At 59.9% G+C, this 26,064-nt stretch carries 22 protein-coding genes; 16 read left to right on the top strand and 6 right to left on the bottom strand.

All coding sequences use genetic code 11. The features are described 5' to 3' along the window. Positions 1-7 precede the first annotated feature (7 nt). The 12 genes from ACTWLJ_RS20135 (at position 8) to ACTWLJ_RS20080 (ending at position 15,319) form a co-directional block, all read left to right on the top strand. Positions 8-1,411 (top strand): DUF1254 domain-containing protein, encoded by a 1,404-nt coding sequence (locus ACTWLJ_RS20135; RefSeq protein WP_445178161.1) that lies wholly within the window; start codon positions 8-10, stop codon positions 1,409-1,411. A 12-nt stretch (positions 1,412-1,423) separates the two neighbouring features. After that, positions 1,424-2,374 carry a SphA family protein gene (locus ACTWLJ_RS20130; RefSeq protein WP_445178160.1) on the top strand — a complete coding sequence of 317 codons (951 nt, stop codon included), beginning with the start codon at positions 1,424-1,426 and terminating at the stop codon, positions 2,372-2,374. Positions 2,375-2,386: 12 nt separating this feature from the next. Next, positions 2,387-3,430: a hypothetical protein gene (locus ACTWLJ_RS20125; RefSeq protein WP_445178159.1), complete on the top strand. Its 1,044-nt coding sequence runs from the start codon at positions 2,387-2,389 to the stop codon at positions 3,428-3,430. Positions 3,431-3,446: 16 nt separating this feature from the next. Beyond that, positions 3,447-4,427 (top strand): AAA family ATPase, encoded by a 981-nt coding sequence (locus ACTWLJ_RS20120; protein WP_445178158.1) that lies wholly within the window; start codon positions 3,447-3,449, stop codon positions 4,425-4,427. Further along, a complete protein-coding gene (locus ACTWLJ_RS20115; protein ID WP_445178157.1) occupies positions 4,424-5,359 on the top strand; it encodes a DUF58 domain-containing protein in 936 nt (311 codons plus the stop codon). Before ACTWLJ_RS20120 ends, ACTWLJ_RS20115 begins: the two co-directional genes overlap by 4 nt. After that, positions 5,356-5,958, top strand: a complete 603-nt coding sequence (locus tag ACTWLJ_RS20110; RefSeq protein ID WP_445178156.1) for a DUF4381 domain-containing protein — start codon at positions 5,356-5,358, stop codon at positions 5,956-5,958. The genes ACTWLJ_RS20115 and ACTWLJ_RS20110 overlap by 4 nt, the downstream gene beginning before the upstream one ends. Then, the gene (locus tag ACTWLJ_RS20105) at positions 5,945-6,937 is read left to right on the top strand and encodes a vWA domain-containing protein (protein WP_445178155.1); all 993 of its coding nucleotides are present in this window, start codon (positions 5,945-5,947) and stop codon (positions 6,935-6,937) included. The genes ACTWLJ_RS20110 and ACTWLJ_RS20105 overlap by 14 nt, the downstream gene beginning before the upstream one ends. Position 6,938: 1 nt before the next feature. After that, on the top strand, positions 6,939-8,519 hold the full coding sequence (locus ACTWLJ_RS20100) for a VWA domain-containing protein (protein WP_445178154.1): 1,581 nt from the start codon (positions 6,939-6,941) through the stop codon (positions 8,517-8,519). After that, on the top strand, positions 8,516-9,934 hold the full coding sequence (locus tag ACTWLJ_RS20095; RefSeq protein ID WP_445178153.1) for a hypothetical protein: 1,419 nt from the start codon (positions 8,516-8,518) through the stop codon (positions 9,932-9,934). The genes ACTWLJ_RS20100 and ACTWLJ_RS20095 overlap by 4 nt, the downstream gene beginning before the upstream one ends. Continuing rightward, positions 9,931-10,953: an HAD family hydrolase gene (locus ACTWLJ_RS20090; protein ID WP_445178152.1), complete on the top strand. Its 1,023-nt coding sequence runs from the start codon at positions 9,931-9,933 to the stop codon at positions 10,951-10,953. Before ACTWLJ_RS20095 ends, ACTWLJ_RS20090 begins: the two co-directional genes overlap by 4 nt. A 75-nt stretch (positions 10,954-11,028) precedes the next feature. Continuing rightward, positions 11,029-12,618 (top strand): arylsulfatase, encoded by a 1,590-nt coding sequence (locus ACTWLJ_RS20085; RefSeq protein ID WP_445178151.1) that lies wholly within the window; start codon positions 11,029-11,031, stop codon positions 12,616-12,618. 196 nt (positions 12,619-12,814) lie between these two features. Continuing rightward, entirely contained in the window at positions 12,815-15,319 is a 2,505-nt protein-coding gene (locus tag ACTWLJ_RS20080; RefSeq protein WP_445178150.1) for a fused MFS/spermidine synthase, read from the top strand. A 117-nt stretch (positions 15,320-15,436) separates the two neighbouring features. On the opposite strand, the gene ACTWLJ_RS20075 is transcribed toward ACTWLJ_RS20080, so the two are convergent. Then, positions 15,437-16,108 carry a DUF3313 domain-containing protein gene (locus ACTWLJ_RS20075; RefSeq protein ID WP_401211152.1) on the bottom strand — a complete coding sequence of 224 codons (672 nt, stop codon included), beginning with the start codon at positions 16,106-16,108 and terminating at the stop codon, positions 15,437-15,439. A 216-nt stretch (positions 16,109-16,324) separates the two neighbouring features. On the opposite strand from ACTWLJ_RS20075, the gene ACTWLJ_RS20070 reads away from it, so the two are divergent. Beyond that, positions 16,325-18,691 (top strand): tetratricopeptide repeat protein, encoded by a 2,367-nt coding sequence (locus ACTWLJ_RS20070; RefSeq protein ID WP_445178149.1) that lies wholly within the window; start codon positions 16,325-16,327, stop codon positions 18,689-18,691. A 124-nt stretch (positions 18,692-18,815) separates the two neighbouring features. Here ACTWLJ_RS20070 and ACTWLJ_RS20065 read toward each other — a convergent pair whose 3' ends face one another. The 3 genes from ACTWLJ_RS20065 to ACTWLJ_RS20055 form a co-directional block, all read right to left on the bottom strand. Beyond that, positions 18,816-19,790 carry a hypothetical protein gene (locus ACTWLJ_RS20065; RefSeq protein WP_401211148.1) on the bottom strand — a complete coding sequence of 325 codons (975 nt, stop codon included), beginning with the start codon at positions 19,788-19,790 and terminating at the stop codon, positions 18,816-18,818. 158 nt (positions 19,791-19,948) lie between these two features. Beyond that, positions 19,949-20,428: a DUF934 domain-containing protein gene (locus ACTWLJ_RS20060; RefSeq protein WP_445178148.1), complete on the bottom strand. Its 480-nt coding sequence runs from the start codon at positions 20,426-20,428 to the stop codon at positions 19,949-19,951. Further along, entirely contained in the window at positions 20,425-22,098 is a 1,674-nt protein-coding gene (locus ACTWLJ_RS20055; RefSeq protein ID WP_445178147.1) for a nitrite/sulfite reductase, read from the bottom strand. The genes ACTWLJ_RS20060 and ACTWLJ_RS20055 overlap by 4 nt, the downstream gene beginning before the upstream one ends. Positions 22,099-22,385: 287 nt before the next feature. Between ACTWLJ_RS20055 and ccoN the strand changes: the two genes are divergently transcribed. Together ccoN and ACTWLJ_RS20045 are read left to right on the top strand one after the other, a co-directional pair. Further along, entirely contained in the window at positions 22,386-23,813 is a 1,428-nt protein-coding gene (gene ccoN / locus ACTWLJ_RS20050; protein WP_445178146.1) for a cytochrome-c oxidase, cbb3-type subunit I, read from the top strand. Positions 23,814-23,828: 15 nt separating this feature from the next. After that, positions 23,829-24,050 carry a cbb3-type cytochrome c oxidase subunit 3 gene (locus tag ACTWLJ_RS20045; protein WP_401211138.1) on the top strand — a complete coding sequence of 74 codons (222 nt, stop codon included), beginning with the start codon at positions 23,829-23,831 and terminating at the stop codon, positions 24,048-24,050. A gap of 131 nt (positions 24,051-24,181) precedes the next feature. Here the strand turns inward: ACTWLJ_RS20045 and ACTWLJ_RS20040 are convergent, their stop codons facing one another. Then, a complete protein-coding gene (locus ACTWLJ_RS20040; protein ID WP_401211135.1) occupies positions 24,182-24,673 on the bottom strand; it encodes a hypothetical protein in 492 nt (163 codons plus the stop codon). A 174-nt stretch (positions 24,674-24,847) separates the two neighbouring features. Between ACTWLJ_RS20040 and ACTWLJ_RS20035 the strand changes: the two genes are divergently transcribed. Further along, a complete protein-coding gene (locus ACTWLJ_RS20035; RefSeq protein WP_445178145.1) occupies positions 24,848-25,540 on the top strand; it encodes an aspartate/glutamate racemase family protein in 693 nt (230 codons plus the stop codon). Between the two features lies 1 nt (position 25,541). On the opposite strand, the gene ACTWLJ_RS20030 is transcribed toward ACTWLJ_RS20035, so the two are convergent. Beyond that, on the bottom strand, positions 25,542-26,060 hold the full coding sequence (locus ACTWLJ_RS20030) for a GNAT family N-acetyltransferase (RefSeq protein ID WP_445178144.1): 519 nt from the start codon (positions 26,058-26,060) through the stop codon (positions 25,542-25,544). Positions 26,061-26,064 lie beyond the last annotated feature (4 nt).

The raw sequence follows: 26,064 nt of genomic DNA, 5'->3' as shown, positions 1-26,064 counted from the left end.
ACAACCCATGAATACACGCAATCTGTTGCTGACCGGCCTGACGCTCGCTTTGAGCAGCAGTGCCTGGGCGGATTTCAGCGCCAGTCCCGAAGAGGCCCGCGGTATCGCCAAGGAAGCCTATCTGTACGGTTTCCCGGTGGTCGAGATGTACAAGACCCTCTACACCCAGGCCGTCGACAGCAAGAGCCCGAACTACAAGGCGCCGTTCAACCAGATCGGCAACACCGCCAAGGCCTTCACCGCCAAGGACACTGCGTTCGTTACGCCGAACGCCGACACACCTTATTCGTTCATCTGGATGGACCTGCGTAGCGAACCGCTGGTGCTGACCCTGCCGCCAATCGAGGAGCACCGTTACTACTCGGTGCAATTGATCGACGCCTATACGCAAAACTTTGCTTATCTGGGGACCCGCAGCACCGGCAACAACGGCGGTCACTTCATGATCGCCGGACCGGAGTGGCAAGGTCAGCAACCGGTTGAAATCGACCGTCTGCTGCGCAGTGAAAGCAACATCGCTTACGCGCTCTACCGCACGCAACTGTTCGACGAGAAAGACCTGGGCAAGGTCAAGCAGATCCAGAAAGGCTACAAGGTCGAAACGCTCAGCCACTACGTCAAACAGAAAGCCCCGGCACCGGCGCCAAAGATCAGTTGGCCGAAACCGACGCCAACCATGAGCGAAACGCCAGACCTGTTCCGCTACCTGAACTTCATGATGGCTTTCACTCCGCCCCAGGATGTCGAGAAAGACCTGCTGGCACGCTTTGCGAAAATCGGCATCGGCGCTGGTCAGCCGTTCGATCTGAAAAAACTCAGCACTGAACAGCGCAAGGCCCTCGAAGACGGTATCAGCGATGCCAAGGCAGAATTTGCCGCGTTCAAGAAGGACAAGGTCGATAGCCACGAAGTCAGCAGTGGCGACCTGTTCGGCACCCGCGACCGCCTCAAGGGCAATTACCTGTACCGCTACGCTGGCGCCAACATGGGGATTTTCGGCAACTCCGCCGAAGAAGCGAACTACATCGGTTATTTCGTCGACAAGGATGGCCATCCAGTCGATGCGTCGAAACACGATTACACCCTGCACTTCGACAAGGGTGCCCTGCCCCCGGCCGACGCGTTCTGGTCGCTGACCATGTACGACGGCAAAAACAAATTGCTGGTGGCCAACCCGCTCAACCGCTACCTGATCAACTCACGGATGCTGCCGGATCTGAAGCTCGATGCCGACGGCGGCCTGACCTTGTACGTGCAACAGAAAAACCCCGGCAAGGACAAGCAAGCCAATTGGCTACCTGCGCCAAACGGGCCGTTCTATGGGGTGTTGCGTCTATATCTGCCAAAACCGGAAGTGGCCAGTGGCGAGTGGAAAATGCCGTTGCTGACCCCGGTCAACTCAAAACAATAAGCGGAGTCAGTGATGGTCAAGCCTTACGTTGTGCGCCCCCTGCTGGCGCTGTGCATGCTCGGTAGCCCGCTCCTCTATGCGGCCGAGGGCGGCGTTGGCCGGCCGATTACCGGCCAGCAGGTGTATTCGAATGCCGGGATCATCCCGCCAGAACCGGGCTGGGTGGTTTCGGTGACCAGCATCTGGTACGACGGCTCGCTTAAAGGCAGTCGCGGCGCGCCGATTTCCGGTGAAGTCAGCGCCGGGATCGACATGAAAGTCTCCTACACCATGACCAACCTGACGCACATCTGGGACACCGGCAAAGGTCCGTGGAATTACGCGTCTGCCATTGGCATTCCATTGCAGTACACCGACATCGATGCTGCGGTGACCGGACCGCGTGGACGCACCCTCGGCACCAGCGACTCGGGCACTCAGTTTGCCGACGCCCTGATCACGCCGATTGCCGCCGGTTACCACTTCGACGAGTTGAACCATATTGCGTTCTCCCTGCCGATTTACGTGCCGACCGGTGCCTACAATGAGAATCGCCTGGCCAACCCGGGGCAGAACAACTACACGTTCATGCCGACCGTGGCCTTCACCCATCTCGATGGCAAGGGTGGCGAACTCACCCTGTCCAGCGGGCTTGAGTTTTCCACCGAGAACACCGCCACCGATTATCGCAACGGCAATATCTTTACCCTCGACGCCCTGTGGACCCACGGTTTTGGCAGTGGCTGGAGCGCCGGTCTGGCAGCCGGTTACATCCAGCAAATCACCGACGACAAAGGCGATACCGCTGATGCACTGAATGGCTTCCGTGGCCGTTCGGTAGGCGCCGGACCGGTAATTGGCTGGGCCGGCAAGTTTGCAGATTCCCAGGCCAATATCAGTGCGCGCTGGGTGCCGGAGTTCGACACCAAGAATCGCCCTGAAGGCAACGGCATCAGCGTCAACATGACCCTGGCATTTTTCTAAAAGGAGCCAGGGATGGCCATCGCACATCGCTTGACCCTATGCAGTGCGCTTGTCAGCGGTCTGGCGTGTGCTGCCGGCGATTTGCCGACGCTGGGCAGCACGCCCGCGCCCAACGTCATCAAGGGTGACCCGGAAACCTGCCAGCGCCTGCAACAGGATTTCGACATCGACCTGAAAAAAGTCGTCGCCGCCGGTTGCGATCCCTCCACCGAACAGATCGCCAAGCTGATGGATAACCCGGTCGGCAATCTGGTGCTGCTGTTCAATCAATACGACTACACCGCGCTCAAGGGCCCGAACAGCAACGGCACGCGGATGCTCGGCAAATACAGCTTCATGCCGACCTTCCCGATTTCCATCGGCGAAGACTGGAACCTGATCAACCGACTGCCGATCAGCTACGTCAGCGCGCCGGTCAACCGCAAGGCCGGCAATCTGATCGGCATGGGGCCCAACGAGTTGCTCCACGACCGTGGCGATTTTGCCTCGGTGATACAGGACCCGTTCGACCGTACCAGCGGTTTTGGCGACCTGGCCTATGTCGGCGTGTTCTCGCCCAAAGAGCCGATCCGCTTTGATGGCGGCGGCAAAATGGTCTGGGGTTTCGGCCCGACCGCGATGTTCCCCACCGCCGAAGAAGACGTGCTCGGCACCGGCAAATATTCGCTGGGCCCGGCGTTCGTCGCCGCCTATCTCGGCCCTGACTGGACGCTTGGCGTGTTCCCGCAGCACTGGTGGTCAGTCGGCGGTGACAGCAAACGCAAAGACGTCAGCCTGACCAACGTGCAGTACTTCATCCAGCGCGCCATTCCCGGGCCGGAGCAATGGCGGATCGGCATGACCCCGAACGTCACCGTCAACTGGAAAGCCGAGGGCGGCAACAAGGTCACCTTCCCTATCGGCCTCGGCGCCGGGCGGATCTTCAACTTTGGCAAGTTACCGGTGCGGATTTCCGGGGAGATCCAGTATTCGGCCATTCACCCGGAAGACTTGATCAGCAGCCGCTGGAACTTCCGCCTGTCGTTCATTCCGGTCATCCCGACTTTCATGTTTTGAGAAGGAAGCACAAGCCATGACAGCACTCAGCGACCTCAACGCCCTGCAAGCCAGCATCGCCGAAGCGGTACTCGGTCAGGATCAGGTGATCCGGCAGATCCTGCTCGGCCTGCTGGCCAACGGGCACCTGTTGCTGGAAAGCTTGCCGGGGCTGGCCAAGACCCGCACCGTCAAGGCGCTGGCCAAACATCTCGATGCGAAGATGAGCCGGATTCAGTTCACCCCGGACTTGTTGCCGTCTGACATCACCGGCGCCGAAGTGCTGCATCAGGTCGCGGGCCAGAACGAAATCCGCTTCCAGCAGGGGCCGCTGTTCGGCAACCTGATCCTCGCCGACGAGATCAACCGTGCCCCGGCCAAAGTCCAGGCGGCGTTGCTCGAAGCCATGGAAGAACGGCAGATCACCGTGGCCGGCGTCAGCCATGCCTTGCCGGAATTGTTCATCGTGGTCGCCACGCAAAACCCGATTGAACAGGAAGGCACCTATCCGCTGCCCGAAGCGCAGATGGACCGGTTCCTGATGAAAGTCCTGCTCGATTACCCCAGCGCCGACAATGAAAGCCAGGTGCTGCGCATGTTGCGCACCGAAGAGTTTGCCCAGAGTGCGAGCACCGCACCGACCAAGGGTTTCAGCCTTTCGCAGGAAGTGATTTTCGCCGCTCGCAAGGAAGTCAGCGCGGTGCATGTCTCGCCAGCCATCGACCGTTATCTGATCGACTTGATCAACGCCACTCGGCACCCGGCGGATTACGACGAGGACCTCGGGCGCTGGATCGACATCGGCGCCAGTCCACGCGGCGGCATCGGTCTGGATCGGTGTGCCCGCGCCGATGCGTGGTTGCAGGGTCAGGATTTTGTTTCGCCGGACAACGTGCGCGCCGTGGTGCATCCAGTGCTGCGTCATCGCCTGCATCTGAGCTACGACGCGGTGGCCGACGGCGTAAGTGCTGATCAAGTGCTCGACCGCTTGCTCGATAAAGTGGCGATTCCCGCATGAACAGTGACGGTCTGGTCTACGTATCTCTCGCGCAATTGATGGCGCTGGAGTTCAAGGCCCGTGACCTGAGTTTTATGGCTCGCCAACCGCGCGGCAGCATCCTTGCCGGCAACCATGCCTCACGTTTGCGTGGTCGCGGGTTGAACTTTGATGAACTGCGCCGCTATCAACCGGGTGACGATCTGCGCCACCTCGACTGGCGTGCCTCGCTGCGTACCGGCAAACCAGTGGTGCGCACCTTCACCGAAGAGCGTGACCGACCAGCGCTGATCGTGGTCGATCAGCGGATGTCGATGTTCTTCGGCTCGCAGCGCAGCTTCAAATCCGCCGTTGCTGCAGAACTGGCAGCGCTGACTGCCTGGATCGTATTCAACGCTGGCGATCGGGTCGGCGGTCTGGTGTTCAACGACCAGCGCATCGATTGCATCGCGCCGCTGCGCAGTCGCAAACGGGTTGAAGCGTTGTTCAGCCGGATCGTTGAGCAGAATCAGGCGCTGAACGCCGCCAATCCCGACGCCGAAGATGAGGATCAACTGGACAAGGCCCTGCAACGCTGCGTCGCACTGGCCGGACATGACCATCTGATCTGCATCGTCAGTGACTTTGCCGGGGCCGGCGAACGCACCTTGCAATTGATGCGGCAACTGGCGGCGCACAACGATGTGATCGCCCTGCAAGTCTATGACCCGCTGGCGTTGAAGTTGCCGAGCAATGGCCGGCTGCTGGTGACTCAGGGTCAATTGCAGGTGGAACTGGCCGTCGAGAAACGCAGCGTGCATCAGCCGTTGGGTGACTATTTAGGCGGTCGGCTCAAGGACGTCGCGACTTTGTTGCGGCGCAGTCAGGTGCCGCTGATGATGTTCAGCACTGCCGAAGAGGCGCACGCACAATTGCGTGCCGAACTTGGCAAATCCGCCGGCGCACGGCGATGAATCCGAATATTCCGAGCATCGATCAACTTCAGGAGTTGGGCCTGCCTGCGCCGGTCAGCTATGCGCCGCAAACCTGGGGTTGGTGGGCGCTGCTCGCGTTATTGGTCGTTATAGCGCTGGTGGTCGGTGTTCGGCGCTACCTGCAATGGCAGCGTGATCAATATCGACGCGAGGCGCTGGTTCGCCTGGCGCAACTGCGCAGCCGCAGTGATGACCTGAATGCTCTGCGCGAATTGCCCGAGCTACTGAAACGCGTAGCCCTTTCAATGCCCGTAAACAAAACTCACAGATGGGACACAAAACCTGTGGGAGCGGGCTTGCCCGCGATGAGGCCATCACATCCAGCATCTGAGCTGTCTGACGGGACGCCATCGCTGGCAAGCCAGCTCCCACAGGGGCCGGCGGCGCTTGGGAAAGAGGAGTGGCAAGCCTTTCTGCAGCAGCACAGCAAAAAGCCGCTGCCCAACGATTTCAGCCAGCAACTGGGCCAACTCGCCTACGCCCCCGACGAAACCCTGCGCGCCCTCCCCGCACAGCAACGCCAGACGTTGTTCGACACCTGCCAACACTGGGTGGAGCATCATCATGTGGCAGCTTGATTACCCATGGCTGTTACTCCTGCTGCCGCTACCATGGTTGGCTTACCGCTATCTGCCCGCCTATCAGGAAGCTCGCAGTGCCGTGCGCGTACCGTTTTTCAGCGCCATGAGCCGTGCTGTTGGTCAAGAACCCACGCGTGCCGGCAGTCGTCACAACAACTGGCAACTGTTGCTGAACTTACTGGTATGGGCACTGATTCTGCTCGCCGCTGCGCGCCCGGTGTTTGTCGAAAAACCTATCGAACGCCAGCAACCCGTGCGCGACCTGATGCTCGCCATCGACATCTCGCAATCGATGGAAACCGAAGACTTCACCAACGCCAGTGGCCAGAAAATCAATCGTCTGGCGGCGGTAAAAGAGGTGGTCCAGGGTTTCATCGACAAGCGCAAGGACGACCGCCTCGGCCTGATCGTGTTCGGCAGCGGCGCCTATCCGCAGGCGCCGCTGACCCTCGACCACGCCAGTCTGTCGCTGTTGCTCGACGACACCGGTATCGGCATGGCCGGGCCCAACACCGCCATTGGCGATGCCATCGGCCTCAGTCTGAAACTGCTGGACAAGGCGCATGAACAGGAAAAAGTGCTGATCCTGCTCACCGACGGCAACGACACCAGCAGCGCCATCACCCCGGATCACGCCGCCGCGATGGCCGCCGCCAAAGGCGTGGTGATTCACACCATCGGCATCGGCGACCCGACGGCCTCCGGTGAAGCCAAGGTCAACTTGCCGGGCCTTGAGCAGATCGCCAAAACCACCGGTGGCCAGTTCTTCCGCGCCGAAGACCGCAACGCGCTGGATCAGGTCTACAGCACCCTCGATCGCCTGACGCCGCATCAAGTGAAAACCCTCAGCCACCAGCCGCAGCGCGAGTTGTTCTACTGGCCATTGGGCGCGGCGCTGGTGTTGTTGGCGCTGTATCACCTCGGCGCGATGTTGCGGCCACGTTTGGCAATTGCTCGCCAGCGGCAGGAGGCCTGAGATGGAAATCAACCTCAGCGACTTCCATTTCCTGCGCCCGCTGTGGCTGCTGCTGGCGGTGTTCGGCGCCTTGTTACCGCTGATCTGGCGCCGGGGTCGTGACCTGCAACGCCGTCTGCGCGGCAACATTGCCGAGCATCTGCTGCCGCATCTTTTGGTCACGCCGCAGGATCATCAGCGCCTGCGCCCGGTGCATTTACTCTGCGCGGTGCTGATTCTCGGTGCCATTGCGGCGGCCGGACCGACCTGGGAGCAGGATCGCCCGGATTTCCTGGAAAACCGCGCGCCGCTGATCGTCGCCATCGATCTGTCGCCGTCGATGGATGCCGATGACGTCCAGCCAACCCGACTGGAAGCGGCCAAACACAAACTGCACGACTTGATTCAGCGGCGTGCCGGTGCGCGCACCGCACTGATTGCCTACGCCGGCACTGCGCATCTGGTGTTGCCTCCGACCGATGATCCAGCGCTGCTCGACACGTTCATTCAGGCGCTGGGCACTGGCCTCATAGATAAACCGGGCAAGAACGTCAGTGCGGTGATCGATCAGGCCAAACGCCTGCTCAGTGCCGAAAAAGTCCCGGGCAGCCTGCTGCTGATCACCGACGGCGCCGATACCGGGCAACTTGCCGGCCTCGATAAGCAACTCGATGGCAGCCAGTTGCAAGTTCTGGTGCTGGCAGTCGGTAGCGAGGACGGCGGGATCATTCACGATGTCGGCGGCCAACCGCGCACCGACTCCAACGGCCGCCCAGTGCTCGGCAGTTTCGATCAGGCCGCGCTCAAGCAATTGGCCTCCGCCGTCGATGCGCCACTGGGTAGCCTGACCCTGAATGACGACGATCTGGACTGGGTCGAACTGCACGCGCAACAACATTTCCAGAGCACCAGCGCCGAACAGCGCGAATTGCACTGGAAAGACGCCGGTTACTGGTTGTGCTGGCCGCTGTTGCTGTTGGCGCTGGTCAGCGTGCGCAAGGGCTGGAGCGTCAACTGGATGGCCGCGCTGTTGCTGGCGGTGGGCCTCGGCGGAATGCCCGCACCAGCGCAGGCCAGCGGACTGACCGACGCTTTCTTCACCCGAGATCAGCAAGGTCGCTGGGCTTTCGAGCATCAGCACTTCCCGCAAGCGGCGGCACTGTTTGTCGATCCATACTGGAAAGGCGTAGCCGCTTATCACGCTGCCGATTACGACCTGGCGCTGGCAACGTTTGCGCGGCTGGACACACCGCAGGCGTATTTCTATCTGGGCAACATTTACGTGCGCCGCTTCAAGTTCGATCAAGCAATTGCGGCCTATACCCTGGCGTTGAAACTGCAACCACAATTCCCCGAGGCCACAGCCAATCTGGCACTGGCGCGAGCATTGCTGACAGACACCGACAGCGCCGAAAAGAATGCGCCCAAGGTCAAGCCTGACGAAATCAAAATGGACAAGGCACCGGGCAAGGGCCAAAGCAAACCGGTGCAGACCGAACAAGCGGCGTCGGATGAGCTGTGGCTGCAAAACCTCACGACCTCACCGGCGAAATTCCTCAAGCAGAAGTTCAGCTTGCAGGATCAGGCGGGGGGCAAGCCATGAACCGAGTTACGGCCATCGCTAGCAGGCTAGCTCCCACAGGGAATTCGCATACGCCACAAGTACCTTGTGGGAGCCAGCCTGCTGGCGATGGCGCCTATTTACTCAGCACAAAACTCGGCACCCTGCTGCTCGGTTGCCTGTTCACCATCCAGGCCTTTGCCGCCGAACCTCAACTCAAGATCCAGGCCCACCTGCAACCCGCCACTGGAGCCATGGTCGGCGGCCTTGTCGAACTGCAAATCGATGTCCTCACCGACACCTGGTTCACCAGTGCGCCCACCCTGCCCGATCTGAAACTCGACGGAGCACTGGTCACCCCACCTGACGGTCAGGCCCAACACCTGAACCAGACTCTCGACGGCCAAGCCTTCAATGGCATGCGCTACAGCTACCTGATCACCCCGAATGTCGCCCAAAACTTCAACATTCCGCTGTTGACGGTAAAAGCCACGCCCGCGCAAGCCACTGGCGAACTCAGTGCGCAGAGCCCACCGTTGCAATTCAGCGCCACCCAGCCGCCCGGCTTCAAGCCTGGTGAAGCGCCGTTGGTAGCCAGCGCAGTGCGTTTCAACCAGACAGTGACCAACTCCTCGATCGCTCTGAAAGTCGGCGACAGCATCACCCGTCAACTGACCTTGCAGGCCGATGGCGCGCTAGCCATGGCACTGCCTATCCCCACACTCGGTGATATAGAGGGCCTCAGCCGTTATCCGAAAACCCCACAGGTCAGTAACCTCGATGACGGTCGCGGCAACCTGCTCGGTGGCCAGCGTATCGATGCCGTCAGCTACCGCATCGATGACGCAGGCTCGTACACCCTGCCGGCCATCGACGTGAAATGGTGGGATTCGCGCACTCAGCAAACCCGCACCGCACAAGTGCCAGCGGTGACTTTCACAGCAGCAGCCAACAGCGCCTACAAGCCAGTTTTCTCCATCGCCGAAGACCTGAAACAGCTAGGCCAGAACAATCGACTGCGCTTCTCCACGCAATGGCTGGTGTGGTTATTCGTGCTGGGCGCGACGCTTGTGCTGGGTTACCTCGGCCACCCGTATTTCCTGCGTGCCCGCCATCAATGGCAAACGCAAAAGCAAGCCCGACACAATGCCTGGCTGCAATCCGCCGATTACGCCTGGCAACAGATCCCGTCACAACTGACCAGTCGGCCCGCGCAATTGAGCGCCGTGTACCTGTGGCTCAAACGCAGCGGCTCAGGCCTGAAACTGGCCAGCCTCGGCCCACGCCTGCAAACACTGTTGCGCGCCTGTTACGGCCGCGAACCGACCGAAGATCAAGCGCTGGACCAACTGCGCCAATCCTTGACTACGCTGCACAGTCAGGCCCAGACGCGCGCCGCAATCAAGACCCCGGCATTGCGCCCGCTCAACCCCGTTCACGAGAAGGATTTCCCATGATCAATCCGATGCTGCATCGCCAACGTTTCGGCCTGACCCTGTTGTTCGGGCTTGCGCTGCCACTGCTGGCCCAGGCCAACGAGCCGCTGCCGTCGTGGAACGACGGGCCGGCGAAAAAGAGCATCATCGAATTTGTTCAGGCCGTGACCGACCAGACCAGCAAGGACTTCGTCAAACCGGCTGAGCGTATCGCCGTGTTCGACAACGATGGCACCTTGTGGAGCGAGCAACCGGCGTATTTCGAACTGTTGTTCGCCTTCGACGAGATCAAGCGCAACGCGCCGCAGCACCCGGAATGGAAAACCACCCAGCCATTCAAAGCGGTGATCGAAAACGATCACAAGGCGCTGGCCGAATCCGGCATGGACGGCATTCTGAAAATCTTCGGCGCGACTCACACCGGGATGACCACCGAAGCCTTCGATGATTACGCGAAAACCTGGCTGACTCAGGCCCGGCACGCGAAAACCGGCAAGCCCTACACCGAGATGATCTTCCAGCCGATGCTGGAGATGCTCGACTACCTGCGCAGTCAGCAATTCAAGACCTACATCGTTTCCGGTGGCGACACCGCGTTCATGCGCGCCTTCGCCGAGAAGGTCTATGGCATTCCACCGGAGCAGGTGATCGGCACCACTTTCGTCACCGCGTTTCAGTTCAAGGACGGCAAGTCCTCGATCCTGCGCACACCGAAACTGGCCCACAACGACGATGGCCCGGGCAAACCGGAAAGTATTGATGCGGTGATCGGTCGTCGACCGATCCTCGCATTCGGCAACTCCGATGGCGATTTGCAGATGCTGCAATGGACCGCTGCCGGCGCCGGCAAACGATTCATGGGGCTGGTGCATCACACCGACGCCAAACGCGAATGGGCGTACGACCGAAAATCTCAGATAGGCAAGCTGGACAAAGCCCTCGACGAAGCGAATTCCCGTGGCTGGACGGTAGTGGACATGGCGACCGAATGGCGCCGGATCTACCCGTTCGATGCCCCGTTACCCGAGCAAGTGCAATAAAAAGAAGCGTGAAGCAGGACTGCAATAAACGTAAGTCGCACCAAGCGACACCCCCGCGCAAAAGGAGCAAGTCAGATGACTCGCATACGCAAGTGGCTACCGAAACTCGCTCTCGTGGCGACCTCGGTAATGGCACTGTCGGCAACCGCCACAGCTGCCGAAAAACCCAACATTCTGGTGATCTTCGGAGACGACATCGGCCAGACCAACATCAGTGCCTATTCGATGGGTGTGGTCGGCTATAAAACGCCGAACATCGACCGGATTGCCAAGGAAGGCATGATGTTCACCGACTACTATGCGGAGAACAGCTGCACTGCCGGACGCTCCTCGTTCATCACCGGCCAGACGCCGTTGCGCACCGGGCTGTCGAAGGTCGGTATCCCCGGCGCTCCGGTCGGCCTGCAAAAGCGTGACATCACCATCGCCCAGGCCCTCAAAAGCCAGGGCTATGCAACCGGTCAATTCGGCAAGAACCACTTGGGCGACAAGGATGAATACCTGCCGACCAACCACGGTTTCGACGAGTTCTTCGGCAACCTGTATCACCTCAACGCCGAAGAGGAGCCAGAGCGTCCGTACTGGCCAAAAGACGATGCTGAATTCGTCAAGGCCAACACCCCGCGCGGCGTGATCCACAGCTTCGCTGACGGCAAGATCGAAGATACCGGCGCGTTGACCACCAAGCGCATGGAAACCATCGACGACGAAACCACTGCCGCTGCACAGGCGTTCATCGAGAAGCAGGCCAAGGCGGACAAACCGTTCTTCGTCTGGATGAACACCACGCGCATGCACGTGTTCACCCACGTACGCGATTCGATGAAGGGCCAGAGCGGCATGCCCGGCAACGAATACGCCGACGGCATGCTTGAGCACGACGGTGACGTCGGCAAACTGCTCAAGACCCTCGATGACCTGAAAATCACCGATAACACCATTGTCGTCTACACCACCGACAACGGCCCGAACCAGTTCTCCTGGCCGGACGCGGCGACCACGCCGTTCCGTAACGAGAAGAACTCCAACTGGGAAGGCGCTTATCGCGTGCCGGCAATCGTCCGCTGGCCGGGCAAGATCAAGGCTGGCGAAGTGTCCAACGAGCTGTTCTCGGGCATGGACTGGTTCCCGACCTTGCTGGCAGCGGCAGGTGATGCCGACGTCAAAGGCAAGTTGCTCAAAGGCTGGGCGCCGACTTCCGGAGGCACCAACTTCAAGGTGCATCTGGACGGGTTCAACCAACTCCCGTACCTGACCGGCCAACAGCCTAAAGGCGAGCGCAAGGAGTTTTACTACTTCAACGACGACGGCGTGCTGGTGTCGATGCGTTTCGATAACTGGAAAGTGGTGTTCTGCGAACAGCGCGAACCGGGCGGTTTCCGGGTCTGGAGCGAACCGTTCGTCTGCCTGCGCGTACCGAAAATTCTCAACCTGAGAATGGACCCGTACGAACGCGCCGACGTGGTTTCCGATCAGTATTACGATTGGCAAACCAAGAACGTCTACCTCGCCGCTCAAGCGGTACAAAAATCTGCAGCGTTCCTGCAGACCTTCATCGAATATCCGCCAAGCCAGAAACCGGCAAGCTTCAGCATCGACCAGATCCGTGCTGCGGTTGACGCGAAAATCGCTGAAAAAATGAAAGCTGCACCGGCTGCACAGTAAGACCGCTGGACCGCCGCCCGCCTTAATTGGCGGGCGGCCTTTATTTTTACTTGGGACCGTGTTGGCCCAATCGCTAGCAGGCTAGCTCCCACAGGGGATTTTTTGGGGTTCACAAGTCCACTGTGGGAGCTAGCCTGCTAGCGATTGGGCCGGCACAGTTGCAGTCTTTATTTTGAATTGAACCAAGGCAATCCGCATGTCCACACGAGTCGCCAGCAAGTCGTCGGCCATACCCGTCCAACAAGCCGCCAGCCCGGCGTTGCTGATCCCTGCACTGCTGCTGTGTATCTCCGGCGCTGCGGCTTTGGTGTATCAGGTGCTGTGGATCAAGCAGTTGTCACTGGTGGTCGGCGTTGAGGTGTATGCGATCACCACCGGCATCAGCGCGTTTTTTGCGGGCCTGGCGCTGGGTGGCTGGCTGTTCGGACGGTGGGCTGATCGCCTGCAGCAACCGGTGTTGCTCTACGCCGGGCTGGAAGTGCTGGTGGCTGTGCTGGGTGTCGGTGCGACGTTTGCCATGAGCCTGGCGGCGAGTCCTTTCGCCTGGTTGCAGGATCACGTCGGCCTGCTCGCCTGGCTGCTGCCGTTTCTTCTGGTTGGCATTCCTGCGGTATTGATGGGCGGCACCCTGCCGGTGCTGGTGCGCTCGCTGGCGGCTGATCCGGGCAAGGCCGGTGGTCAGCTGTATGCCGCGAATACGCTCGGCGCGATTATCGGCACGTTGCTCGCCGCTTTCGTGTTGATCGCCAGCCTCGGTGTGCGCGGCAGTGCATTGGCTGCGGCGATGCTCAACCTGTTGGGCGCTGCCGGGGCGTTGTGGTTGCAGCGTCAGCATCCGACACCGGTTGCAGCCCCGGTCAAACATCACAGCGAAAAGGCTCCGGATCGCACGGCGCTGTGGTTGTACTCAATTGCCGGTGGCGTGGCCCTCGGCTACGAAGTGGTCTGGTCGCAATCGATCGTGCAGTTCATGAGCACGCGCACCTACGCATTTGCCGTGGTGCTGGCGACCTACCTGACCGGGCTGTTCATCGGCAGCGCCCTGCTCGCGCGGCGCGTAGACAGGATTCGCGATCCTTGGGGCGTGTTCGGTTTGCTGATCGCCGGCGCCGGTTTGATAGCTCTGCTGGAAGTCGCCGTCCTCGGCCGCTGGCTGGTGCTCGCACAAAGTCAGGCAGAAACCTGGTTGCTGGCGATGGGCGCCAGTGAACTCGCCGGCATGAGCGCGCGTTTCGCTGTGGCAGCGTTGAGCATCGTGTTTGTCCCGACCTTGTTGCTGGGTGCGGCGTTTCCGTTGGCCTTGCGCCTGAGTGTCGGCCATGAGCGGATCGGCCGCGATGTCGGTGCGGTCGTGGCGTTCAATACGCTGGGCGGGATCATCGGCGTGATGCTCTGCGGTTTTCTGCTGATCCCGCTGCTCGGGTTGGTCCGCACTCTGGGCCTGTTGGCGATTATTGCCGCTGGCATCGGCTACTTCGCCGTGCGCAAGGGTCATCACGTCAAGAAAGGCCGACGCCAGGTCGTGGTTGCGCTCGGTTTCTTGTCTGTCGCACTGGCAGCCCTGACACCGGCCGACAAGTTTGCCAGCCTGTTGCCCGGTGCGCGCAACGGCACATTGGCGTTCTATGAAGAAGGTCGCGGCGGTACGGTGGCGGTGGTTGCGCAGGGCAAAGGCCAGAACCTCTTTCATCGCCTGTACATTCAGGGCGTTTCGAATACTGGTGATGCCATGCCGTCGCTGCGCTACATGCGCATTCAGGCGCTGCTGCCGCTATTGATTCACAACGGCGAGCCGCGTTCGGCGCTGGTGATCGGCTTCGGCACCGGCATCACCGCCGGGGCGTTGCTGCGTTATCCGGGGCTGGAACATCGAGTGGTTGCCGAGTTGCTGCCGTCGGTGGTCAAAGCCGCGCCGTTGTTCAAGGGCAACTTCAATGCGGCCAGCGATCCGGGTGTGGATGTGCGTCTGCGTGACGGTCGTCAGGAGTTGCTGCGCAGTCCGCAAACCTACGACTTGATCACCCTCGAACCACCACCGCCCTCCGCTGCCGGCGTGGTCAATCTGTACTCGCGAGACTTCTACCAGTTGGCCGCCAGCCGTCTCCAGCAAAACGGTCTGGTCGCACAGTGGCTGCCACTGCCAACGCAGAACATTGATGACTCGCGTTCGCTGGTGCGCAGCTTCCTTGATGTCTTCCCTTACGCCAACCTCTGGACCAGCGAATTCCACGAGATGCTGCTTGTGGGTTCGATGCAGCCTATCGCACTGGATGCGGCGAAAATCACCGAGCGCTTCCAGCAGGACAGTGTGCGCAGCACTTTGCAGGATGTCGGGATCGGCTCGGCGGCGGCGTTGCTGTCTACGTGGGTGACTGACCGCGATGGTCTCGAAACCTTCGCTGCCAATGCGCCCGCCGTGACCGATGACCAGCCGCGAATCGAGTATGCGCCGTGGGTGCGAGCCAAGGAGATCAGCCGCGTGTTGCCGGCGTTGCTGGATTTGTACAAGGCACCGCCGCTGGTAAATGCCGACGCTGGACTCAATGAGCGGATGGAGGCGAACCGTCAACGCCTGATGCAGTTTTATCGGGCAAGCCTGCATGCCTATGACGGTGATCGAGATGCGTGGGCGCGGGATATTCGCGAGGTGATGCAGGGGGATCGGGCGAACCCGTATTTCCGTTGGTTTGTCGGGCAGTGATGGGGTGCTTGATACACCGCCATCGCTAGCAGGCTAGCTCCCACATTGAATTTGTGTACGCCACATTTCACCTGTGGGAGCCAGCCTGCTGGCGATAAGGCCATTAGCCTCAACGCATTACTTGGATTTGAGTTTCAGATACGACTGATGCATATCCGAAGCCCAGCCATCGATCACGGCTTTGACGTCATCGGCCTTCATCACTTGGGTGTCGTTTTCCAGCGGTTTGCCGGTGCCTTTGCGCACGACCTGAGCAACCACTTTGTTGGTGCCGCCGTCGAGGAACACCGCTTCAGTGGAAAGATCGGTTTCCTGATCGCGGATACCGCTGGCGGTGCTGACCGCTGCGGCGACCAGTGCAATCGGGATCACTTCGTAAGGTTTGAGGCCTTCGGTCTTGCTGCTGACAGCGGTGATTGCCGCACGCACCACGATCACGCCCGGACCAGGGCCGGTGGCCAGCGGTAGCGATTTACTGATTTCACGCTTGAGCGCCTGATCGTAATAGCCGGTGATGCCATTCAGGGTTTGCTGAGGGATTTTCACAGTCGGTTGTGGTTTGGGATAGAGCTGGGTCGGTTCGACGTAAACGCTGGTGAATTTGCTGACATCAATCTTCGGATCGACCCAGCGCATGACCTCTGCACCCGATGGCGATTTGGCTTGCTTGAGTTGACTGTAGTCCTTGAGAAAACCGGAGTACTGGTCAGGCTCCACGACTTTACTGGAACATCCCGCAACGCCAAGCGTGGCAATGCAAAGGGTGCTCATCATTAGTGCAAGCTTCATGCGGTAACTCCTGTCAGAAGGCCAAAAACGTTTTGCTTGGGGAGGAGTTACAGTTATAGCCAATAAGCCGGGAATTGCGATCAATACATACAAGATTCACACAAGGCTGAGCGGTTGATCACAGCCGCCATTTGACAGACGCCGGCCATCCGGCAAAGCTGCACCGAGCTTGAACGCACGCCTCACGGCAAATGCACATGGACCACGGAAGTCGCAATGCCCAAGCATAAAAATAAAGCAGTACAAACCGACCCTGATTCGTCTAAATCTGCAATTTCACGCTACTTTTTTCCTGTCACTATCGGCCTGCTGCTGGCAGCCGTGGCGGGCATCGGCTGGTTTCTGTTCAGCCCTGCCCCGACAACCGCACCGGTAAAAACTGCGCCCGTGAGTTCGCCTGCCGCACCGACAGCAAAACCTTCACTTCCAGTGGTCGCAAACAAACCTGCGACGATGGTTGATGAACAGCAATGCCAGGGCTGCCACAGCGAGCAGGTCAAGGACTGGCAAGGCTCGCATCACCAGTTGGCGATGCAGGGGGCGAACGCCGAAACCATGCTCGGCGACTTCAATAACATCACTTTCAAGGCAGAAAACGAGACCACGCGTTTCTCGCGCAAGGGCGACGATTTCTGGGTCAACACCCCGGGGATCGACGGCAAGAATGCTGACTTCAAAGTCGCTTACACCTTTGGCATCGCTCCATTGCAGCAATACCTGATCGAGGTCGGCGACGGTCGCTTGCAGGCGCTCGGCGTAGCGTGGGATACCGAGAAGCATCGCTGGTTTCACCTCTATCCTGGCCAGGGCGTGAACTTCAAGAATCCGCTGCATTGGAGCAAGCCGAGTCAGAACGCCAACTTCATGTGCGTCGAGTGCCACACTACCGGTTTCAAGCGCAACTTCGATGCGCAGACCAACAACTTCGCCAGCCACTGGAACAGCCTCGGCGTCGGTTGCCAGGCCTGTCATGGTCCGGCGTCGAATCACCTGGAATGGACGGCGAAGAAAACCGATTTGATCCATGCCGGTTTCGCCGTCGACCTCAAGGACAAGAACGCCACCGTCGAAATCGAGACTTGCGCTCGTTGCCATGCACGCCGCGCGCCGCTGGGCGATGGTTACACCGTCGGGAAACGGCTGATGGATGACTACCTGCCGAGCACCCTCACCCGCGAACTGTATGCGCTGGACGGCAAGATCAAAGATGAGGTGTTCGAACACGGCTCGTTCCTGCAAAGCAAGATGTTCGACAAGGGCGTGCGTTGCAGCAACTGCCACAACCCGCACAGTACCGAACTGAAAGCACCGGGCAATGCGGTGTGCCTGCAATGCCACAACACCGCCGGAAAGACTTCGGTCGAAGGCGTCGATGGCAAAGGCCTGCAAGCGAAGAACTACGACTCCATCGAGCACACCCGCCACACCATGGGCCAGCCCGGTTCGCAATGCGTGGATTGCCACATGCCCGGCAAGTTCTACATGGGCAATGACTTCCGCCATGACCACAGTTTCAGCATCCCCAACCCGGAACGTGCGCAGAAACTCGGCACACCGGACGCCTGCCTGACCTGCCATCAAGGCAAGGCCGGCGACAAGGTCACTGCGCAGTTCAAGCTGTGGGGTGCCTCGACCGAGCCCCAGGCGCCGCGTTATGACGAGAGTCTGTGGCTGATCCGCAACGGCCAGCCCGGCGCGGCAAACGCGCTATATGAGCAGTTGCAGCGCAGTAATTTGCCGGCGATTCAGCGGGCAACGTTGCTGGCGGAACTGCCGCTGTACCCGAGTGAACAGGCGCTGAAACTGGCGACTCAAGACCTGAAAAATCCGGAACCGCAGGTTCGCGAAAGCGCAGTGCGGGCGATCAGCGCGTTCCTTCCGCCACCAGAGCGAGCGCCGCTGTTGACGCCGCTGCTGGGTGATCCGGTAAAAGCCGTGCGCATCGTTGCCGCCCGCGATCTGCTGAGTGTGGCGCGCAATGGCATGGGCGCAGCGCAAGCCAATTGGGACGCGGCCATCGCCGAGTATGAGGATGTGCAGAAAAGTCTGGCGGAGCGTGCCGAGGCCAATCTGAATCTGGCGATGCTCTATCAGGCCAGTGGTCGCAGTTCCGAGGTTGAGCCTTTGCTGCGCACGGCGCTCAAACGCGATCCGGACTTCTATCCGGCGCTGGTGACGCTGGTGCAATGGCTGGAGGCCAACGGGCGTGGCCAGGAAGCGCAGACGCTGCTGGACGACAACCTCAAAGCACACCCGGATGCGGCGCTGTTGCAGCACACCCGAGGCCTGTCGCTGATTCGTGCAAGCAAGTCGGCCGAGGCGATGGTGCCGCTGCGCAAAGCCGCACAACTGGAACCACAGAACGCGCAATACGGTTATGTGTACGCCGTGGCGCTGCATGAAAGTGGCAAGGTGGCTGAGGCGTGCGAAGAGCTGGAGCGCTTGCTGAAAGTGCAACCGGCGAACCGCAATGCGCGGCTGTCGCTGATCCAGTATTACCTGGAAAACAATCAGGAGCCCAAGGCGCAGGTGCTGTTGCAGGGCTGGAAGACGATGAACATGGGTGATCCGGCGCTGAAATAATCCGGGGTAACAATTCAAAGACCCCTTCGCGGGCAAGCCCGCTCCCACAGGTTCATCAGTGACCTTGTGGGAGCGGGCTTGCCCGCGAAGACGTCAGTGACGCCAACGTAATATCTGGATCAACTCACCAGGAAGACGTCGCCCCGGTCTTCAACGCCATCTCTCGCCGACTGTTCGCACGCATCGCCTTGATCAGCGACACCGATCCCACAAGCAAGATCGCCGCACCGAACAGGAAGTCGATGTTGTACAGCTGGAAGTCCTGCACCGGCCCGACCAGCAGCACCCGCGCCACGGCAATCGCCACCAGCGTCGCCAAAAAATCGATCCCTGGCTCGTCACGGTAAAACACCAGCAGCAACGGCAGGCAAATCACCAGCAGAAACAACAGCACCACGACCTTGAACGAGCCTTTGCGCTCGACGCTGAATGCGCATTCGTGGGGGCCGTAGGCTTTGTAGTCTTCGTCGCGGATCATCGAGTTTTTCTCGTTGATGTAGTCGACGCGGTTGTACTTCTGGATCGGCGTGAAGGTGTTGGACATCTCCATCAGCGTGGTGATGTTCTTGAAGCGCAGATCGATGCGCTCGCTGCCCTTGAGGTAATACAGCACCGGTTTGTAACCGTAGCGGTAGGTGTCGAACGGAAACTCGGCAACCTGACCCTGAACCCCAATGGGCCGTGGCTCAAGTTCGGCATAGGCGCTTTTGTTCGGCGATGCGAGGTTGCGGCTCAGTGGCTGGACCTTCACTTGCTCAAGGAAGATCGGCGTCACGCCGTACGACCACTGCAAGGGTTCCAGACGCAGGCGCAACTCGTTGCGACCAAGGTCGTAGCGGTTGAAAGTCCGTTCAGACACCAGCAGCGAACCGCTGAGCATGAACTCGCCGCGCAGGTTGTTGGTGACGCGCAGGGTCAGTTGATCCTTGCCCAGCAACGCCGCTTCGCTGGACGGCGGCGTACCGCACCAGGCCGTGCTTTCGCCGGCACCGCCGAGCTGACCGTCGCGGTTTTCCTTGAACACATAGAAGTAACTGGCCCACAGCGCCACCATCAATAGCAACGCGGTGAGACCCAAGATTTTTTTACCCACACTCACTGACCAGACTCCCTTCTTCGCTCCGTCGTCCAGCCGAAAACCCGCTGGCGTCGGCGACTTTACCAAAAGGCCATCAGTGACCCAAGGAAAAATCCCCGAATGGGCTTGGGTCTAGGGGTTTCCCTTGCATGTCATGGGATCTTTTGTGATGAGGGGGCTCAGCGTCGACGGAACAGCGGGCGAGGCTCGATGACTGAGCGGCCATACAACACGCTCATCCCTGCCAGGCCCTTGAGTGCGTCCTCGGCGGACTTGTCCTCACGCACCGCAAAGCTGTCAAAACCGCACTGGCGCATATGGCTGAGCTGATCGCGCAAGACATCGCCAATCGCCCGTAACTCCCCTGCCCAACCGAATCGGCTGCGCAGCAGATAAGCCTGACTGTAAGCGCGACCATCGCGAAAACTCGGGAAATCCAAAGCAATCAGCGGCAACGATGTCAGCCACGGCACCAGACTTTCAACCTCATCGTCCGGCCCCAGCCATACCGCATCAGTCGAAGGCGATTCCAGCCAGTGCGCCAGCGGCAAAATCAGCATGCCTGCCGGTCTTGACGGCTCAGGCTCGCGCAGCAGGGTCCATGGATCATCCGCCACGATGCGCGCGACTCCCTCTTCCAGCCGCAGCAGATTATTCATGCCGAGGCCTCCAGCACTTTCGGATAAACCCGTTCCTTGAACGGCTCCAGACCAATGCGCGTCAACGTATCGACAAACAACTCCTCACTCTCGCGATAACGCACGAAGGTGCCGATGATGCGTTCGATCACCTGCGGAACCTCGGCTGCACTGAACGACGGGCCGATGACTTTGCCCAGCGCGCTGTTCTTGCCCTGCGAGCCACCGAGGGTGATCTGATACCACTCGCTGCCGTTCTTATCGACGCCGAGAATGCCGATATTACCGATGTGGTGATGACCGCAGGCGTTCATGCAACCGGAGATGTTCAGACTGATATCGCCCAGGTCATGCAAGTAGTCGAGGTTGTCGAAACGTGCCTGAATCGCTTGGGCAATCGGGATCGACTTGGCGTTGGCCAACGCGCAGAAATCGCCGCCCGGGCAGGCGATGATATCGGTCAGCAGGCCGACGTTGGCGCAACCCAGCCCTCGCTCGCTCGCCTCTTCCCACAGCGCATACAGATCGGACTTGGGCACATCCGGCAGCACGATGTTTTGCTCGTGGGCGATGCGAATCTCGCCAAAACCGAAGCGCTCCGACCACTCCGCAACCGCCATCATTTGCAAGCCTGTGACATCGCCCGGCGGTGAGGCCAACCCCGGTTTGGTCGACAGCACCACGCTGGTGTAACCCGGTTTCTTGTGCGGCTGAACATTGCGCGCAACCCAGCGAGCGAAGGCCGGGCTCTCGGCCAGACGTGTGCCGAAGTCCAGATCAGTGTCGGCCAGGGTGTGATAGATCGGCGGCACAAACGCGCTGGCGACCCGTTGGTATTCGGCCTCGGTCAATTGCGCCGGGCCGTCCTTGAGGTGCTGCCATTCCTCTTCGACTTCCTTGGCAAACGCTTCCATGCCCAGCGCCTTGACCAGAATCTTGATCCGCGCCTTGTACTTGTTGTCGCGCCGGCCATGCCGGTTATACACGCGCAGCACTGCCTCGACGTAGGACAGCAAATGCTGCCACGGCAAGCCTTCGCGGATCTGCAAACCGAGGATCGGCGTACGCCCCAGACCACCGCCAACGATCACCCGCAGGAGCATTTGCCCATCGCGTCCCGGATAAAGATACAGGCCGATGTCATGCATCATGATCGCCGCACGGTCCTGCTTCGCCGAGCAAATGGCGATCTTGAATTTACGCGGCAGGAACAGGAATTCCGGGTTGATCGTTGACCATTGCCGCAGGATCTCCGCCAACGGGCGTGGGTCGATCATTTCGTCCGCCGCGACTCCGGCAAAGGCTTCGGTGGTGATGTTGCGCACGCAGTTGCCGGAGGTCTGGATCGCATGCATGTTGACCTGCGCCAGACGTTCGAGGATGTCCGGCACCTGGGCCAGTTCGATCCAGTTGAATTGCATGTTCTGCCGGGTGGTGAAGTGTCCATAACCGCGGTCGTAGTCGCTGGCAATGCTCGCCAGCGTGCGCATCTGCTCGGCGCTCAGCGTGCCGTAAGGGATCGCGACGCGCAGCATGTACGCATGTTTTTGCATGTACAGGCCGTTTTGCAGACGTAGCGGCAAAAACTCTTCTTCGCTCAATTCCCCGGCCATGAAACGCTCGACCTGATCGCGAAACTGCGCAACGCGCTCGAAGACCAAGGCCCGGTCGTAATCGTCGTACTGGTACATGCAGCGGCTACCTCATCAGTTGAGCGCAAATTCAAAACTGTGGGAGCGAGCTTGCTCGCTCCCACAGGATTTTGTGACTATGCGACAACGGCGCAGCACGTTACAGATTCACCTGAAACGTTAAAAACCGTATCAGGGCGCGGCAGATGGCCGCAGGCAGCAGATAAATCTGATCCGCATAAATGAAATATTCCTGAGCCTGTTTTGTTTTCGGTGGGGTTCCTACAGTGCAACCCATGCCAGACCGGGTGGCCTGGCAAGACTTTGCAACCGTGGATGAACTGACCATGAGTACAGCAACAATCGGACAGGCTTATAACTACAAGGTCGTCCGCCAATTCGTTATCGCGACGATTTTCTGGGGTGTCGTGGGCATGGCGATGGGGGTTTTGATCGCCTCGCAACTGGTGTGGCCGGAGATGAACCTCGACCTGCCATGGACCACGTTCGGCCGTTTGCGCCCGCTGCACACCAGCCTGGTGATTTTCGGTTTCGCCGGCAGTGCGCAATTCGCCGCCAGCTACTACGCGGTGCAGCGCACCTGCCAGGTGCGGCTGTACTCGGACACCCTCGCCGCATTCACTTTCTGGGGCTGGCAATCGGTGATCGTGATCATGCTGATCACCTTGCCGATGGGCTACACCACCACCAAGGAATACGCCGAGATCGAATTCTCCGGCGCGGTGTGGATGGCCGTGGTCTGGATCGCGTACGCCGTGGTGTTCTTCACCACCGTGGTGCAGCGCAAGACCAAACACATCTACGTCGGCAACTGGTTTTTTGGCGCGTTCATCGTGGTGATCGCCATGTTGCATGTGGTCAATCACCTGTCGATCCCGGTGGACTGGTTCAAGTCCTATCCGGTGTACGCCGGGGCTACCGATGCCATGGTGCAGTGGTGGTACGGGCACAACGCGGTGGGTTTCTTCCTGACCACCGGGTTCCTCGGGATGATGTATTACTTCGTGCCGAAACAGGTCAATCGCCCGGTGTACTCGTATCGGTTGTCGATCGTGCACTTCTGGGCGCTGATCACCCTGTACATCTGGGCCGGCCCGCATCACCTGCACTACACCGCGCTACCGGACTGGGCGCAATCACTGGGTATGGCGATGTCGCTGATCCTGCTGGCGCCAAGCTGGGGCGGGATGATCAACGGCATGATGACCTTGTCCGGGGCCTGGCATAAGTTGCGCACCGACCCGATTTTGCGCTTCCTCGTGCTATCGCTGGCGTTCTACGGGATGTCGACGTTCGAAGGCCCGATGATGGCGATCAAAACCGTCAACGCCCTCTCCCACTACACCGACTGGACCATCGGCCACGTACATGCCGGCGCTCTTGGCTGGGTTGCGATGATCACGTTTGGCGCGACCTATCACATGGTGCCCAAGGTGTTTGGGCGTGAGCAGATGTACAGCACGCCGCTGATCAACCTGCACTTTTGGCTGGCAACTATCGGCACCGTCCTATATATCGCTTCGATGTGGGTCAACGGCATCACCCAGGGCCTGATGTGGCGGGCGATCAACGAGGACGGCACGCTGACGTATTCGTTCGTCGAGGCGCTGCAGGCCAGTCATCCGGGGTTCATCGTGCGCTTTGCCGGGGGGGTGTTCTTCCTCACAGGCATGTTGTTGATGGCTTACAACGTCTGGCGCACGGTGCGGGTTGCGGACGTGGCAATGGCCAGCCGTGAAGCGCAAATCGCCTGAGGCAGGGAGCCGCTCGTGTTCGATATTTTCTTGAATGTGTTGGGCGTGGTGTTTCTGTGGCTGGCAGTCGAGTACTGCCTGCGGCATGAGACATCGCAAAGTCTGGATGACGCAAGCATGGTGCCGTTTGCCGATGATCCGGAGGTTGCGCGGCGGGTGGAGTTGGCGACGGGTAAGACTGTGAAAGCAGTTGCACCGGAGCAAGCCAAACGAGGCTGGATCAACCTCGATATGTAAAACCCCACACTCCCCTTGCAGGAGCTGCGGCACGCTCGGGCCGCGATCGGACGATCTTTTGATCTTGTCTTTAAAAACAACGTCAAAAGATCGCAGCGTGCCGCAGCTCCTACCAAGGGACCGCGTTCAGGTCAGGCGCGATCTCGGGGGATCAGGCTTTGCAACTGCTGCGCCAGGAAGTTCGCATCAAACACAAACGTATCAGGATCTTTCAGGCCATTGGTTTTGCGCCATTGCCACTCTCCGCCCGGTAGCCCGACCAGCGAAATGCTGCCATAACGCGCCGCCGTCAGGCCCATCACCGCCAGGGAAATCTGCCCGGCATTGCCCATCACATCCGGCACGAACTCCACCGGTTTTCCGGCGATCACAATGCTCAGTTTTTCGGTCTTGAAGGTCGAGGTTTCAACCGGCGCGCTCGGCCCGAACGCAACGTACGCTTCACGGCTGACCTCCAACAGATTCGGTGCCTGCACCGGTTCCAGCCATTGCTGAATATCGGCGAACAGCGCGGTAATCCGGGTCGCCCACGCCTGCGACTGGGTTTCGAACAATTGCTTCTTGTGCGCTTCACTCTCGGCGTAGTGACGAAGCATCTCGCCCAGCTGTTGTACGTCGTCCATAGCGATATTCCCTGAAGGTACTGCGGACATCGAGCATGGCAGATGCCGGCCCCGGGCGTACGACTAAAAGCGCGAACGGTACTGACCTGGGTCACGGGCGGATTTATTGATAGATCGAACGGAGAAGCCACGCGATACTCCGGACAAAGCCCGCGACAACTACAGGAGCACCGCATGCGTACCATCGGCCTTATCGGCGGCATGAGCTGGGAGTCCAGCGCCGAATACTATCGCCTGATCAACCAACAAGTGCGCGACCGCCTCGGGCCGCTGCGCTCGGCGCAAATCTTGATGTACAGCGTCGATTTCGGCCCGGTCGAACAGGCCCAGCACGCCGGGCGCTGGGACGATGCAGCGGCAATTCTGGTGGACGCCGCGCGCAGACTTGAGGCCGGTGGCGCCGAATGTGTAGTGCTGTGTACCAACACCATGCATAAAGTCGCCGTGCAGATTCAGGCGGCGATCAGCATTCCGTTTTTGCACATTGCCGAACCTGCCGCGCAAGCTGCGTTGGCAATTGATGCACTCACGGTCGGCCTGCTGGGCACCGCATTCACCATGGAGCAGGATTTTCTCAAGGAGCGCCTGATCGCTCAGGGCCTGACGGTGCTGGTACCGAATGATGCTGAGCGCAAGGAGGTGCACCGGATCATCTATGACGAACTGTGTGTCGGGGTGATCAGCGAAGAATCGCGGCAGATCTATCAACGAGTGATCGAATCCCTGACCGCACGTGGCGCGCAGGCGGTGATTCTTGGCTGTACGGAAATCGGCATGCTGGTCAAACCCGAGCACAGCGCCCTGCCCCTGCTCGACACCACCGAGCTGCATGCGCAGGCTGCGGTGGCGTTCGCTCTGGGCGACTGAATCAGGCTTTGGAGCGGTTGCGCAGACGGGCCATGCTCAAGGTGTCCACCCATTGCCCGTCACGCACCGCGTAGTCGCGGAACAGGCCTTCGGTCTCGAAACCGAACTTGCGATAGAGACCGATGGCCGCCTCGTTATCGGCGTACACGCTGAGTTCGACGCGGTGCAGATTCATCCAGTTATCGGCGACATCCAGCGCCGCCGCCAACAGCTTCGAACCCACACCTTTGCCCTGCCAAGCCACCGCGACGCCCATGCCGAGACTGCCCGCATGGCTACGGCGAACCCGCGAATACGCCTCCAGACCCAGCTGGCCAATGACTACGCCCTGATGCAGCGCAACCAGTTTCAGCGCACGCTCATTGTCGGCCATCACTCTTTGCCGCCAGACTTCAGTCGACTGAAACGGCATCTGCAACACCTGCCGGGTCACGGCCGGGTCGTTGTAGAGTGCGGCAACGCCTTCAATATGGGATTCACTGAAGCGTTCGAGATGAATGGCGGGGTCGTGGTCAGGCATGGCG

It is taken from the genome of Pseudomonas sp. McL0111 (assembly GCF_052567255.1).
The sequence above is the reverse complement of the archived record's forward strand: the minus strand, read 5'-3'. Positions and strand labels throughout refer to the sequence as shown.

Bases quoted from the DNA above. Each gene is read 5' to 3' on its own strand.
- ACTWLJ_RS20115 (WP_445178157.1), top strand. From the start codon at position 4,424: ATGAACAGTGACGGTCTGGTCTACGTATCTCTCGCGCAATTGATGGCG.
- ACTWLJ_RS20130 (WP_445178160.1), top strand. From the start codon at position 1,424: ATGGTCAAGCCTTACGTTGTGCGCCCCCTGCTGGCGCTGTGCATGCTC.
- ACTWLJ_RS20135 (WP_445178161.1), top strand. From the start codon at position 8: ATGAATACACGCAATCTGTTGCTGACCGGCCTGACGCTCGCTTTGAGC.
- ACTWLJ_RS20090 (WP_445178152.1), top strand. From the start codon at position 9,931: ATGATCAATCCGATGCTGCATCGCCAACGTTTCGGCCTGACCCTGTTG.
- ACTWLJ_RS20080 (WP_445178150.1), top strand. From the start codon at position 12,815: ATGTCCACACGAGTCGCCAGCAAGTCGTCGGCCATACCCGTCCAACAA.
- ACTWLJ_RS20120 (WP_445178158.1), top strand. From the start codon at position 3,447: ATGACAGCACTCAGCGACCTCAACGCCCTGCAAGCCAGCATCGCCGAA.
- ccoN (WP_445178146.1), top strand. From the start codon at position 22,386: ATGAGTACAGCAACAATCGGACAGGCTTATAACTACAAGGTCGTCCGC.
- ACTWLJ_RS20060 (WP_445178148.1), bottom strand. From the start codon at position 20,428: ATGAATAATCTGCTGCGGCTGGAAGAGGGAGTCGCGCGCATCGTGGCG.
- ACTWLJ_RS20070 (WP_445178149.1), top strand. From the start codon at position 16,325: ATGCCCAAGCATAAAAATAAAGCAGTACAAACCGACCCTGATTCGTCT.
- ACTWLJ_RS20125 (WP_445178159.1), top strand. From the start codon at position 2,387: ATGGCCATCGCACATCGCTTGACCCTATGCAGTGCGCTTGTCAGCGGT.
- ACTWLJ_RS20105 (WP_445178155.1), top strand. From the start codon at position 5,945: ATGTGGCAGCTTGATTACCCATGGCTGTTACTCCTGCTGCCGCTACCA.
- ACTWLJ_RS20100 (WP_445178154.1), top strand. From the start codon at position 6,939: ATGGAAATCAACCTCAGCGACTTCCATTTCCTGCGCCCGCTGTGGCTG.
- ACTWLJ_RS20095 (WP_445178153.1), top strand. From the start codon at position 8,516: ATGAACCGAGTTACGGCCATCGCTAGCAGGCTAGCTCCCACAGGGAAT.
- ACTWLJ_RS20085 (WP_445178151.1), top strand. From the start codon at position 11,029: ATGACTCGCATACGCAAGTGGCTACCGAAACTCGCTCTCGTGGCGACC.
- ACTWLJ_RS20075 (WP_401211152.1), bottom strand. From the start codon at position 16,108: ATGAAGCTTGCACTAATGATGAGCACCCTTTGCATTGCCACGCTTGGC.
- ACTWLJ_RS20040 (WP_401211135.1), bottom strand. From the start codon at position 24,673: ATGGACGACGTACAACAGCTGGGCGAGATGCTTCGTCACTACGCCGAG.
- ACTWLJ_RS20035 (WP_445178145.1), top strand. From the start codon at position 24,848: ATGCGTACCATCGGCCTTATCGGCGGCATGAGCTGGGAGTCCAGCGCC.
- ACTWLJ_RS20055 (WP_445178147.1), bottom strand. From the start codon at position 22,098: ATGTACCAGTACGACGATTACGACCGGGCCTTGGTCTTCGAGCGCGTT.
- ACTWLJ_RS20110 (WP_445178156.1), top strand. From the start codon at position 5,356: ATGAATCCGAATATTCCGAGCATCGATCAACTTCAGGAGTTGGGCCTG.
- ACTWLJ_RS20030 (WP_445178144.1), bottom strand. From the start codon at position 26,060: ATGCCTGACCACGACCCCGCCATTCATCTCGAACGCTTCAGTGAATCC.